The organism is Photobacterium swingsii (assembly GCF_024346715.1).
Taxonomy (GTDB): domain Bacteria; phylum Pseudomonadota; class Gammaproteobacteria; order Enterobacterales; family Vibrionaceae; genus Photobacterium; species Photobacterium swingsii.
Genome location: NZ_AP024852.1, coordinates 962,241 through 975,489, shown reverse-complemented (window position 1 = coordinate 975,489; position 13,249 = coordinate 962,241). Strand labels below are relative to the sequence as shown.

At 44.5% G+C, this 13,249-nt stretch carries 10 protein-coding genes; 2 read left to right on the top strand and 8 right to left on the bottom strand.

The annotated features are described in order from the left end of the window. Nucleotides 1-241: 241 nt before the first annotated feature. From OCU77_RS04790 to OCU77_RS04755, 8 genes are all read right to left on the bottom strand, one after another. The gene (locus OCU77_RS04790; RefSeq protein WP_107302334.1) at nt 242-3,208 is read right to left on the bottom strand and encodes a cytochrome D1 domain-containing protein; all 2,967 of its coding nucleotides are present in this window, start codon (nt 3,206-3,208) and stop codon (nt 242-244) included. A 40-nt stretch (nt 3,209-3,248) separates the two neighbouring features. Beyond that, nucleotides 3,249-4,745 (bottom strand): hypothetical protein, encoded by a 1,497-nt coding sequence (locus tag OCU77_RS04785; RefSeq protein ID WP_239685950.1) that lies wholly within the window; start codon nt 4,743-4,745, stop codon nt 3,249-3,251. Nucleotides 4,746-4,759: 14 nt separating this feature from the next. Next, on the bottom strand, nt 4,760-5,350 hold the full coding sequence (locus tag OCU77_RS04780) for a hypothetical protein (protein ID WP_048898651.1): 591 nt from the start codon (nt 5,348-5,350) through the stop codon (nt 4,760-4,762). Between the two features lie 19 nt (nt 5,351-5,369). After that, nucleotides 5,370-6,794 carry an FAD-dependent oxidoreductase gene (locus tag OCU77_RS04775; protein WP_048898650.1) on the bottom strand — a complete coding sequence of 475 codons (1,425 nt, stop codon included), beginning with the start codon at nt 6,792-6,794 and terminating at the stop codon, nt 5,370-5,372. Further along, the gene (locus OCU77_RS04770; protein WP_048898649.1) at nt 6,791-7,609 is read right to left on the bottom strand and encodes an FTR1 family iron permease; all 819 of its coding nucleotides are present in this window, start codon (nt 7,607-7,609) and stop codon (nt 6,791-6,793) included. Before OCU77_RS04770 ends, OCU77_RS04775 begins: the two co-directional genes overlap by 4 nt. 37 nt (nt 7,610-7,646) lie before the next feature. Further along, the gene (locus tag OCU77_RS04765) at nt 7,647-8,129 is read right to left on the bottom strand and encodes a hypothetical protein (RefSeq protein WP_107302333.1); all 483 of its coding nucleotides are present in this window, start codon (nt 8,127-8,129) and stop codon (nt 7,647-7,649) included. A gap of 126 nt (nt 8,130-8,255) precedes the next feature. Beyond that, a complete protein-coding gene (locus OCU77_RS04760; protein WP_048898648.1) occupies nt 8,256-10,277 on the bottom strand; it encodes a hypothetical protein in 2,022 nt (673 codons plus the stop codon). 311 nt (nt 10,278-10,588) lie between these two features. Beyond that, nucleotides 10,589-11,053: an Lrp/AsnC family transcriptional regulator gene (locus OCU77_RS04755; RefSeq protein WP_048898647.1), complete on the bottom strand. Its 465-nt coding sequence runs from the start codon at nt 11,051-11,053 to the stop codon at nt 10,589-10,591. A 136-nt stretch (nt 11,054-11,189) separates the two neighbouring features. Between OCU77_RS04755 and OCU77_RS04750 the strand changes: the two genes are divergently transcribed. After that, a complete protein-coding gene (locus OCU77_RS04750; RefSeq protein ID WP_048898646.1) occupies nt 11,190-12,266 on the top strand; it encodes a PLP-dependent cysteine synthase family protein in 1,077 nt (358 codons plus the stop codon). A gap of 282 nt (nt 12,267-12,548) precedes the next feature. Further along, on the top strand, nt 12,549-13,235 hold the full coding sequence (gene queC / locus OCU77_RS04745) for a 7-cyano-7-deazaguanine synthase QueC (protein WP_048898645.1): 687 nt from the start codon (nt 12,549-12,551) through the stop codon (nt 13,233-13,235). The last annotated feature ends 14 nt before the right edge of the window (nt 13,236-13,249 follow it).

Genomic DNA, 13,249 nt, shown 5'->3' with positions numbered 1-13,249 from the left:
TAGGAATGACTCTGAAACATCCCATTAACACTGATGATTATCTAACTATGGTATTTTTATTCAACAACTTATTTACCCCTAAATTAAAAAGCAGACATCCTTCTAAGTTCTGTGCATCTCTCGTTATTGATTAGGCATATATCACTTTGTACTGTTAGCATTTATTCGTAATTATATTATTGAAAAAAAAGAGGCTTATCATAGATAGGCCTCTTTCCCTTCGTTACGGTTTTATATCCAGTTAGTGCGAGCTTGACGCTTTACTCGTGACATTCTGATTCTGTCCATTATTCATGGCATAGGTCTTAGTCACTGCCTGCAGTTCAATCACTTCAGGATCAGGAATATGCTCATCAGGGTAAGCGGCACGAACTTTATCCGTTAACCCTTTGGCAAACACTTGATATAGCACTCGGGTTGAAACCGTTAATGGATACTGCGCATTATCGGGTAAATCAAACACCTCATTACGCGTTTCACCTGATTTAATCCGAGTATCTTTACCAATTTTGACATAGCGCCAGAACCGTAATCCGACAGGTTTACCGTCTTTATCGACACCCACTTTAATGAATTTGTGCGCATCTTTCGGGATCACACCATTTTGCATCACACCACTGGTAAAGACCTGCTTACCATTAGCATCTGTGGCAATCACTTCTAACCACACCTGACGGCGAGCACCACCGGGCATATCATGCCCTGAATTCACATTGGTTACTTTGGCGGTGAATTGATTGCCTTGTTTTTCGACCTCTAGGCTCAGTGCTGTTTTTAGAATGTCGATACTCATCTTCTTGTGTTCGGGGTTACGCATCCCGGTAAAGAAGTAGTTTCCGCCGACCAAATGGTGCGAACGTAAATTCGATTTCATCGGGCCATTATTGGTTGATTGACCACCCACTTTGTTATCAAAGTTAGTAACATCTTGCGTCATGTGACAATCGATACATGTCTTATGTTGTGCAGGGTTACCTGGGGCATTAAACGGGGATGCTAACCACTCGCCAAAGTTGTCATTCACATTTGCCCCTTGTCCGGTAGTGAACTCGTTATGACAGGTCGCACAATACAGTGAGCTCTGATAAAGCTCAGGGTTAGAATAAGAGGCCTTATGTGGCGCAGGCATCGCATTGATCTGTTTTTCTGATAGCCACTTCAACATGCTATTTTTTGCATCTTCAAACACGTAGCTTTCGCGATCTTTGAGGTTAACCGTCATGTCAGTATTCCCACCCGCGTTTTCCGCCTTGGTCACTCGGTGACAGAATACACAGCCTGTTCCTCGCTCATTGACTGACTGACCATGCGCTAATGCTACTTTGAGTGACTTGCCGCCTTTTTCTCGCATATCGCCAAAATCAGAGAAAGGCTTATTATCACCATTGATCACCATTTGTGGCGCATGACAACCACGGCAAAGCACACGAAATTCTTCGCCTTCGCTTTGTGCCGCGACATCTTCTTGAAAACGGTAATAAGGGTGATCCATATTCATGCCATGGTTCGAGTCCGCCCATTGATCATAAATCGTGGTATGACAGTCAGAACACTCCGCCGAGTTAACCCATTCGTCAGGGTGGGTATAACGCTTGTTATCGTCAAGGCGCAGCCAAGTGGAAAGGTACGGTAGGTTTTCTGGCGAACGAACATATTCATTTAGAGCCATCATCATCTTGACCGCTTCCAATGGCGGTTGCTCCACATTAACAGGTGGCATATCGTCTTCACGCGGATCGCCGCCCATACCACCTTGCGTTTTTTGAATAATATCGATGTATGCGCCAACCGGGTCGCCAGCGATCATCTTACGCACATCAACATGGCCCGTGACGGCATTTTTGAAGCGATCTTTTTTGCCATCTTCCATCAATTGACGGTTGGTAAAATTAAAGCCATCAAGGTGACAGGAATTACAACTCATCCAAAAATCCCCGGCCATTGGGAATTTAGGGTTATCGGCCATATTGGCACGATTAAATAAGGTTTTACCTCTGCGCAATTGTTTAGGCAGCGGATCGGCACTGACAAGGTTGGCAAAGTTGGCTTGAATCAGTTTAACTTTGGCAAAAGGCCCTACTGCACCAGTATCAAATTTAGCAATATCCAATGACATCGCATTTTGTACATACAGCTCACGCCCAACGACCAAAATGCCGCGCGGATTATCACCAGGAACATTACGGAAAATTTGGGTCGCTTTGACCCCGCCCTGGAACTTCTTACGACGGTGACGTTTTTTATTTTTCTTACCTTGGCGTGATAAGTCAAACACCATCAGGTCTTCAGAACCCGCTAGCGTAAAAATGACTTTTTTACCATCCTCGGTAAACACGCCATCATGCGGGTTGGAAACGATACGAATACGGTTACCGCTCTCGATGATGTTGATTTGTTTAAAAAGTTGCTTACGTTCATCGACAATTTCATGTTCATTACCCGGTTCTAAATCCAAAATAGACACCGTTGGGAAGACAGTCGACTGAAACTGAAAATCATGACCAAACGACCACAGTACATGGGGTAGCCATGCCTGCTGACCATCTGGCGAAATCACAATATTATCCAATAAACGAGGCTTACCTTGCGGTGTGGTTTTCTCTTTATGAGCAGGCGTATCAACAAGTTGCACCACTTTGATCAATTGCGGCGTCGAATTTGTGACATCATAAATTGAGACCTCGCCTGATAATGCGTGGGTAACTAACAAACGGCCATCATCCGTCAGAGCCAAACCACGAGGGGTAGAAGCCGTCGCTAAGACTTGAGTGACTTCCCCTTTTCTATCAATTACCAGTAACTTATCACGCTCAAAACTGGTGACATAAAATTGCTGGTTGTTAACATCAAACACCACCCCAAATGGACGTGATGGCACCTGGGTCACTTGCTTAGTCGCAAGCGTTTTGGCATCTAAAAGCACGACCTGATCGTTTAAGTAGTCTGTCGCCAATAAGAGCTGTTCATCTTGAGTAAGCGCAATACGTCGAATATCTCGACCTATGGTGACTTCTTTTTCAATGTCACCGTTTTCTCGATTGAGTAAACTCACACTTCCTGCATCGAAGTTCGCACTGATAATCTGCGTTTTATCACTATTAAAAAGCATCGAGCTGCTTTTTTCGATCGCAAAGACTGATTGACTCATCAGTACAACAATCAATAAAAACAACTGTTTAATAGGCTTATATTTACTATTTAACTTCATTTGCCTTTACACTCACATAACTTCAAATCAGTCATTTTCATTACTGACTTATCTGATATAAAAAGAGGCCCCGCTCACCAATAAACCTTGGTGCAAACTGTGCTTCCAGTTTCAATCCTGGCAATTGAGTACCCGATATACGCCACGCACTGTTTGGGTTTTGATACGCTTGCTCACGCAATGCACGTTCACTACTCGGGTAATACATGTCGTATACGGCCCGACCTTGAAGCTGGGAACGTAATAAATTCACGCTGTAATTGGTGCCGACCACCTTAATTGTCGGCTGGGATCGAATCCATTGGATTGCCTGCTGTATCGGTGCTTGGCGTTGAACCAGATCCTGTTTAAACGAGGGCACCATGGCATCAATATTGCGCCCACAGTAATAACTGATCAGGCCAAGCACCACGACAAACAGTACTGGGCGGCCTTGGATCAGACGAGCAACTTGTACTGGCATCACCACCAAAACTAAAAACAATACCGGCGCCCAATGGCGTAAATTGTCAGGGTTTTGTCCAACACTTATCCATACCCAATACAGGCCTGTCACCGTCGCCAATGCCGCAAGTTCAGGGGACGACAAGGCGTCCAATCGAGAGCGCTTCAGCCATATTGGTTTAATGCTTGCTATAGCTATAACAATCGCCACGCTGAGTGACAGCAAGCTCGCCAATAACAATGCCCCACCAAAACCGTTACGCAATGCAATCACCCACTGCCACAAGGTGGCATCGTTTCCTTCAACGGTATTCCCCCAAATAGCAAAATGCCCTTGAGTAAAACGGATCCCTTCACTGATATAAGCCGCGCCATCATGTGCCCAGATGAAAGTCAGACTCACACCTCCCACCAAAGCCAATGAGAAACAGGCTTTTAAAAAGGCTTTTGTTAACCCAACCAAACCTAATTGTCGATGCAGACCTTGCCACCAAGGCACAGCCGCTACAGCGAAGGCGAGTACGACATAAGAAGGACGAGTCGCCAGCATTAATCCAAGCCACAGCCCTACTCGCCAGTACTGTTTTTGTATCGTTGCAGCTAAAGCCACCAGCAACAACAAAATGGCTGGCGCATCAGATAAGCCACTTAAGGCCATGGAAGCCAGCAAAGGTTGCGTCAAAGCCAAGACACCGCCGAGCGTTGCTGCAACCAACGAAAGCGAACACAAGTGAATCAAGCGAGCGACAGCCAAAGGGATCAACATGGCACTCATCAGTGACACCCAGATCGCAGCAGTACTCGGTTCAACCCATAACGCAGCAAATCGTGCAAAACCAATAAATGCCGGATACCCCGGGAAATGAGGTCGAAACTCCAACACGGAAAAACGCTCAACACCGCGAGCAAAATTCAGTGCATCATCACTGGTCAGTTGCAGTGGGAATTGCCCTATCCAATGCCACCAAAACAGGTAAGCCAGCAGAGTAAACAAGGCACACCCCTGCCACACCAACTTATCAGGCATAGCAAACAGAAAAGTGCTGATTCGCTCACTTTGCTTTGCTAGCCCTTCGCGCAATTGCTGGCCCACCTTTCGTTCACCGCTTACTGGTGCAAGGTACTGATCGCATCAATCAGCAATTGGCTTTGCTGCTTAAATGCTTGAGGATCTGCCGGCGCTTGACCCACCCCGAAGACACCAGGGTTACCGATAGCCTGCAATGTGCCCTGAATGGCCAGATCGGCTTGTTGACGGTGCGCGTCATCGAGCTTAGGCGTGATCAAATCAAGAAACAGTTTACTTTTAACAACCAGTACTTTTGCGACTTGATAATCCGCTAAATTTTTACCCGCACCGTCTAAACGGCGAATGATCTCTTCAACCACAGCGCGATCCATTACAGCCTCGACTTTTGCCGCATCCTTAGCAGCCACAGCAGCTTGCATTGGCGTAAACAAATCAACCTGATGCTCTTTTTGTAAATAAGTAAACTCATCCGTCAATCCATCAACGGCCTGTTGTACGGCTACAAAATCTTGCTGGCTAAGTGCAGTCAAAATAGCTTCACGCCCATCAATAACTGGCTCTTTACCTGCCGCAGCATAGGAGTAGGCATAACTTGCCGTACTCGCCAATAGAGCTAGGCCAAGCACGAACAGTCGCGTTAGTAATTGAACATAACCTTGTTGTTTCATCCATTATTCCTCTGGCTTGTTATGCGACGCTTTGAACTTCAATCACTGTCTTTTCATTACGAAAATCAAATATTTCTCGGCGACGATCTTTACCATCAATCACTGACTGCGCAGCCATCATGCCCATTTCCATTGCGGTATCTGTGAAGATATAACGGAAGGTACCTTGTCGCCCTGTCATGATTAAATTGCTGTATTGCGAAAGGTGAGTAATCGCTTTTTCACGTTTGGCTTGATACGTCATGTCCATCAGTGGGTAAGCATGCTCAGTGTAAGATGTGAAGTACTCCCCCGTCGCAAGCTGAGGATCAACACCTAATGACGCTAAATCCGCAAGAACACGCTGCTGCAGACGGTCACCATCCATGTTCCACACATCATCATTTTTATTACATGGAATTTCGATCATCACAGACGATCGTCCAGCTGGTGCCATAAATGATGAACGGCGTTTCGGCTCTTGTAGGCGCGTACCAAGCAGTTCAGGATCGGAAAGGTACTGCCACGTGTTATCAGAGATATCTTGGGTTTCCATAGGCATATTCATGAAGCGCAATGATCGAAACGCTAATCCACTGTCAAACCCTGTCAATTGACACATCAAGGGAAGTGGCAAAGTCGAAATCACTTGATCGCAGCTAAGGATGTGTGTTTCACCTTGTTGACGGTACTCAACATGCTCAATCAGCTGGTTAGCATTGACCTTCAAACCACAGACATCACTGTTTAAAACGATGGTGACACCTTTCTTTTCAAGTTCTTCAGCAAGACGGGTGTACAGCTGACCAAACCCCAATTTCGGGTAACGGTATTGGCGAGCATAAGTACGTACCGATGAACGGCGCCCAGGCAATAAACGACGTGCAACGTCTTTCAAATCCATCAAACTGATGCGTTGAGACGCCCAGTCACCAGATAGAAACTTAGGATCTATCCCCCATAGCTTGCCGGTATACCCCTCAAAAAAGTGTTTATATAAAGTGGTACCAAAACGGCTTTCAATCCACTCAGCAAAACTCACGGAAGATTGATCTTTTGGCTTAGGCTTAAACATTTGTTTCGCTAAATCGACAGCTCCACCCACCAGCAGAGGCAAAGGAGCATTTTTGATCAAATCCACCAATGCCAATGGATATTGGTAGATACGACCACGGTAACGGATGACACTTTTACGTTGAGCAAACAATAAGTCGTCACCCATTAAGGTATCGACAAAAGACAACAGTTTTGGGTTCTTGGTAATAAACCGGTGGCCACCAAAGTCAAAACGATAGTCACCGTGCTGACCAGAAAAAGTCTGAGTAGCGCACATACCACCAACGTGATCATCGCGGTCAAGAATCGTTACTTGATAACCTGCTTCCACTAGCTCCCATGCCGCCATCAAGCCAGCAGGGCCTGCACCTAATACCGCGATGTGTTTGTTTTCAGCTGCCGTACTCATGCTTGCTTATAACCTCGATTCCAGAAAAATATAAATGTCACCATGTAGCCGCCCCATACCATAAGTTGTAATAACCCCGGCGATGAGTTGTAGCCAAACAAAGCACGTAAGAAAGTCCCAAAGACACCACGATCATCGAGGATATGTGATATATCAAAAAGCTGTGCATGAAGGATTGGGAGAACATGCGCCGCTTGCAACATGTTTACCGCCGAAGACAAGAGTCCAGCAGCAATCACAATGATCAGCAAACTGGTCCAACGGAAAAAAGAACGCAGCGGCACATTACGTGTTGTACGTAACATCAGCCACACGATAGCCAATGAAAGTAACAAACCGGCGACAGCACCAATTAAGGCATCTTGGGTGCTGAATTCGCCAAAGTTGGAATACATTAGGGCGGAGAAAAATAAGATCGTCTCAAAACCTTCACGTAAAACGGCCAACAGAGACAAAAAGACCAAACCAAATAAGTTGCCCGAGCTGACCATGTCAGACACATCTTGCTGCATCTGTGCAACTTGGTTTTTGGCTTGATTCTGCATCCAGATCGCCATATACGTCAGCACAACAGTGGCAAAAGTGAGGATCCCTGCCATCAAATAATTTCGGTATAACTCATTGCTAAACTGATCAACGACGACTTGGAATACAACCGCCACCACCAATGACAACAACAAACCAACAAACACCCCTAAATAAATATATTTGTTGTATTGGCGGGCATTAAGTTTGGCTAAGTAGGATAAGGCGATCCCTACGAGCAAAAAGGCTTCCAACCCTTCTCGTAGCGTAATTAAAAAACTGGCTAACATGGTTTCCCCAAACAATTTTTACTGTTTTTGTTATTCATCATTTAAAAAATTTCGATAGGTTTAACACGCTCCAGCGCATTGCATGGCGAAATACCAGAGGAGCCAATAACCAAGATGAATAGAAGTGAATATTTTGCATTACGACACCAAGGCTATTGCCGGTATTGCCGTAAAAAATCAGGTAGAAGCCGCTAAGACTGCACGCAATCAAGAGCCACTCAATCAAGGTGCCAGTTTGGCGTAGAAATGGCTTATGACTTTTTATGATCAAACGGCGGTGAGCGCCCCAAAATGCACCAACAATAAGCGTGAACAAAGTGGCACCAGCCAGCATGTGCGCTAACAGTAACCAACGTTCAACCTGCCACGTCACCCCAACACGATCCCACAGCAAGATCCCGCTGAAAAACATCATATAAAGTAAAGATTCAGCCCACTTATGGTGATAAGCCAAACTCGTCCACCATTGGTTAAACCACCCGGACTTCGGAAGTTGTTCCGACACACTATGCGCAGCCATAACAATTCTTACTCACGACCATCATTACTTACCGATAAAAAACACAATAAATAATCAAAATAATAAAAACGACAAAGGCAGCGATATAAAATCGCTGCCTAATCCGTAGCAAATTATGGTAACTGATTATTTAACACTGGCCTTATTTGCCATTGTCATTGCAGTACCAAACTTACCTCCAGCAGCGATAATTTGATGAACACCATCTTCATCAGTGTCTGTCGAGTTGCTGCCTTTAATTTGGTTTTCACCTGAATCACCCATCCACTCTGCTAACTGCATACCGCCGTTAATCACAGTGCGGAACCAGCTAACATAACGATCCGTCAAGGTTGTTAATTCGAGTGCAGGCTCGTTCTCACCTTCTTCATTTTTCAGGTGAAGAATCGCTTCACGTAAACCACCTGAAATTGCGGCTTCCGTGTATGGTGTGTGAATAGTCGCTTTACCCGGTACGGTTGCCCATGTATTGATATTTTTATCAAACATGTTTTTCTCTACCGCAAGGTAAATAGAGCGTGCTGCTTGTTTATACTTCACATCATCTGTTGCAAGGTAAGCCGCAACCAAGCCACGAATCGCCGCGAACTGTGCACCCAGTGATTTATCTTTATTTAAGGTAATCACGGTATTTAGCGTTAGGCCATCAAATACAAGACCGTTACTGCTCACAAGGTGATCAATAATGAAGTCAGCCTGACCCTTAATCATTGCCAATGCGTCTTTACCCGCTGCGGTTTTCAGGTCCACATCGCCAGATTCAGCAGAGGCATAACCAACAGGTAGTGCATCTTTCGCACGTTGGTAAATAGACAATGCAACAATTGAGTACGCCGCATCGTAAGTGTCAACTTTGTTACCTTGCTTGCCATTTTTGTATTCAGTAACAAACGTGCCTTTTGCTTGGTTATAGTGCAGCGCTGCAATATTTTTAAATAAAAGGTTAGAGATGTTGTTGGCCAACGAGAAAGCATCTTCTGCCACTACGTCATTCGCTTCATTCGCATCAGTGTTAGCTGCAGGAGCTGCTGCAAATGGAGCACCATCAAATACAGCTAGGAAGGCAGGGTTTTGCGCACTGTTTGCTTTACGTTGGTCACTGAAGGCAAAGAATTCCGCAACTGGCCATAGCGTTGACCATGTATCACGTAGTGTTGATGTGCTATCAGTAACTTTCAAACCAGCAATCGATTTAACGCCGTTTTGTTCGCCTTCTGTCACAGCGACTTTGTGCGCGAACCAAATAGGACCTTTTGCTGGATCATAATCAGGGCCAAATTTGACGCCAAGTTTATTGCCATCAAACCCTAATTGCTGCTGCATGATAAGCAGCTTATCAATCGACATTTCGGTTAACATCATGCCGTTAAAGCCATCAGCAGCCGATACGCCTAAACTGTGCTTGCCATCTTGATCCATCACTGCAGATTCAGCTTCGACTTCTTCATCTGTCGCAGTGACATGCATACCACCTAAGAAGTCTTGTGACCACATCACTTCTTTCAGCAAAATACCGCCAGTCGCCGCTGGATTGAATGACTTATCAAAACTCGCGTCGTTCCAAGCCAGTGTTTTGTAGTCTCGGAAATAAGCAGGAACAACCGTTTGAACTGTTTTGCTATTACCTTTTGCCGTCGTGATCTCAACTTCATCGCCGTTCACTGTTGTTGTGTCAGGCTTTTGCGCAAACTCAGGGCTACCCGATACGTACGGAATCGAAATTGGGTACATGTTTTGTGGAATTTCACTCGCAGGGAAACCCACCGCTTGTGCCATTTCAATTACACGTTTACCTAAATCAACAAGTTTACCGCCACGAGCTTGGTTTACAGGGCCATTCACTAGATGCGGCCCCATTTGCGATTGGTAGTTCAGCGCGTACATCGCTTCTTCTGAGTACTCGTAGCTTTCAATACCAGCAGCAAAGTCAAATGGTGTTGGATCATCTGCAATATTCGGATCTAATACATCAAGATCGAGACCTAGCGATTCTGCTAACGGCTCTCCTGATAATTCAAATTCGGTATATGCTAAAAAGTTACCTGCGGGCTGATGAGTTTTATCAATAACTTTAACTTGTGCTGCGGCACTCGCAGTCGATGCAAAAACGGCTGCTGCAATGGCAAGCGTTAACGTTGACTTCTTCACGGCTTTTCCTTTTTTATTATTCCATCACGGCTATTCGCACAACGAATGAGTGCCACCGAACAGATTCTAAACGAGAATTGTTCGCACTATATATGTTTCAAAATGTAAATAATAGTAATGATAACAATTTTTATTGCCAATATTGACTAGCGTCACTTTTATTGCATAAAAAATACACCATTTAAAATATGCTGATATGAACCAAGTAAAATAAGGGATATGCAATGTATTTAATTAAGAATGATGTATAAAAAACCCGCCTTACGCTCCATTGGCATAAGGCGGGCTGTAAAGGATCTGGTGACGAGAAATTATAGTGGTAACGCAGTCGTGTATTTCAATGGCTCCATGGCAAATGTTGAAGTGACATTGGTTAGTCCTTCAATGCTATTAACCATTTTCTTATAAAACTGATCGAAGGCGGCCATATCAGCGACTTGCACTTTCATCATGTAGTCGTATTCACCGGCCATACGATAAAACTCCATCACCTCAGGAAAATCAGACACGGCTTCAACCAAAGATTTGTACCACTCTTTAGAGTGATTACTGGTTTTGATTTGTACAAATGCAGTAAACGACAACCCCAACTGAATTGGATCAAGCAAAGCAACACGCTGACGTAAAATGCCATTTTCTTCTAAGCGTTTTAGTCGTTTCCAGCAAGGGGTTGTTGTTAGGTTCACCTTGTCTGCCAGCTCGGCAAGAGAGAGCGTACCATCTTGCTGTAACAACCTAAGTAATGTTCTATCAATTTGATCGATTGGAGCCTTCATTAACAGCTAACCTCACACAGAGAGAATTATTTTCTACATTTAGCGTTATTTAAGAAAATATAGCAAAACTTTTATCCTAATAAATAATTAAGATAATCAATATCAAATAAAGCAATAACCTGTTGAGGAATAGATAATGCGAAATAACTCACAATGGATTAACACTGCTATTCGTAAGATTGAAGCCGACTACCAACGTTCAGCAGACACGCATCTTATCAAATTGAACATTCCAATCCTCAGCGGCATTGATATTTATTTAAAAGATGAAAGCACGCACCCGACAGGCAGTTTAAAACACCGCTTAGCCCGTTCACTCTTTCTTTATGCCCTATGTAATGGCTGGATCAGTGAAGGGACACCTATCATAGAGTCATCGTCTGGCAGCACCGCCGTGTCTGAAGCCTATTTTGCACGTTTACTTGGCTTGCCTTTTATTGCCGTCGTACCACGAAAAACAGCTTGTAAAAAAATAGAACAAATTGAGTTTTATGGCGGTAAGGCACATTTTGTCGATAGTCCCAGTGAGATTTATGACGAGTCGCGTCGGTTAGCCAAGGAAATGAATGGGCACTACATGGATCAATTCACCTTTGCTGAACGCGCTACTGACTGGCGTGGTAACAACAATATTGCCAACAGTATTTTTAACCAAATGGAATTAGAAGAGCATCCTATCCCACGTTGGATTGTCATGAGCCCAGGAACAGGCGGAACATCTGCGACCATAGGCCGCTACATTCGCTACCAAATGCACAGCACACAACTGTGTGTGGTTGATCCTGAAAATTCCGTTTTCCACGAGTTCTATAAAACACGTAACGCTGCGTTAACTGGGAATAAAGGCAGCCGAATTGAGGGCATTGGCCGCCCAAGGGTTGAACCGAGTTTTATTCCTGATGTCGTTAACGAAATGCGAACGATCCCAGATGCAGCCAGCGTGGCAACGGTACATTGGTTAGAGAAGTTATTAGGCCGAAAAGCGGGCGCTTCGACTGGTACGAACCTTTATGGTGTACTGCAACTGGCTATTGAAATGAAACAGCGCGGTGAAACCGGTTCTATCGTCACGTTATTATGTGACAGTGGGGAGCGCTACTTGGACACTTACTTTAATCATGATTGGGTAAAAGCCAATATTGGTGATATTTCTGGCTACCTCGCTCAACTTGAGCAATTTGAACAAACAGGTCAGCTTGATGCCTTAGCCTAATACGGCAAAAGTAATGCTGTACTCAAAGCCGCAATAGCGTTAACTGCGGCTTTTTGATCTTAATTACTCCCTTCATTTACTTTCTCTTTTTCAATGCTTTTTTCTGCGTACTTTCTTCTACACTCAGGGTGCGGTAGCATGACCCCGCCAATAGAGAACCTGCTGTTGGCCTATCTTTTAGTACTAAGCTTTTTTATACCAAGCTAAGTATTTAGCCACAAACGCTAAGATAGATCCCTACCGACTGTTTTTCGGTACGAACACTTTGAAGGACAAAGATTCATGCGCAAAGCCGTAGTTGTTTTTAGTGGTGGTCAAGACTCCACAACCTGCCTTATTCAGGCTATCGCTCAATACGATGAAGTTCACTGTATTACATTCGATTATGGTCAACGCCATAAGCTTGAAATTGAAGTGGCTGAAGCAATTTGTAAAGAGCTAAACGTCACCGCCCATAAAGTCATGGATGTGGGTCTATTGAATGAACTCGCGATCAGTTCATTAACTCGCGATAGCATTGAAGTTTCACATGAGTTACAAGCCAATGGCCTACCTAACTCCTTTGTACCAGGACGTAACATTTTATTCCTGACCCTTGCGGGGATTTACGCTTACCAAATTGGTGCCGAGTCAGTGATCACTGGGGTATGTGAAACCGACTTTTCAGGGTATCCAGATTGCCGTGACGAATTTGTAAAATCTTTAAACCAATCACTCGTGCTGGGAATGGATAGAAACTTCACTATCGAAACCCCTTTAATGTGGCTCAATAAAGCTGAAACTTGGGCGTTGGCAGATCAGAGTGAGCAACTCACATTTGTGCGCGAAAAAACCTTAACCTGCTATAACGGCATCATAGGTGATGGCTGTGGTGACTGCCCTTCTTGTGATCTTCGCCGTGCAGGTTTAAAAGATTATTTAGATAATCGCGCTGAAGTTATGGCCTCACTTGTAAGCAAACAAGGCTAACAAACAGCTAAGCT

What these genes read in the sequence shown, in the direction of transcription:
- OCU77_RS04790 (WP_107302334.1), bottom strand. Translation starts at nt 3,208, where the DNA reads ATGAAGTTAAATAGTAAATATAAGCCTATTAAACAGTTGTTTTTATTG.
- OCU77_RS04780 (WP_048898651.1), bottom strand. Translation starts at nt 5,350, where the DNA reads ATGAAACAACAAGGTTATGTTCAATTACTAACGCGACTGTTCGTGCTT.
- OCU77_RS04775 (WP_048898650.1), bottom strand. Translation starts at nt 6,794, where the DNA reads ATGAGTACGGCAGCTGAAAACAAACACATCGCGGTATTAGGTGCAGGC.
- OCU77_RS04770 (WP_048898649.1), bottom strand. Translation starts at nt 7,609, where the DNA reads ATGTTAGCCAGTTTTTTAATTACGCTACGAGAAGGGTTGGAAGCCTTT.
- OCU77_RS04765 (WP_107302333.1), bottom strand. Translation starts at nt 8,129, where the DNA reads ATGGCTGCGCATAGTGTGTCGGAACAACTTCCGAAGTCCGGGTGGTTT.
- OCU77_RS04755 (WP_048898647.1), bottom strand. Translation starts at nt 11,053, where the DNA reads ATGAAGGCTCCAATCGATCAAATTGATAGAACATTACTTAGGTTGTTA.
- OCU77_RS04750 (WP_048898646.1), top strand. Translation starts at nt 11,190, where the DNA reads ATGCGAAATAACTCACAATGGATTAACACTGCTATTCGTAAGATTGAA.
- queC (WP_048898645.1), top strand. Translation starts at nt 12,549, where the DNA reads ATGCGCAAAGCCGTAGTTGTTTTTAGTGGTGGTCAAGACTCCACAACC.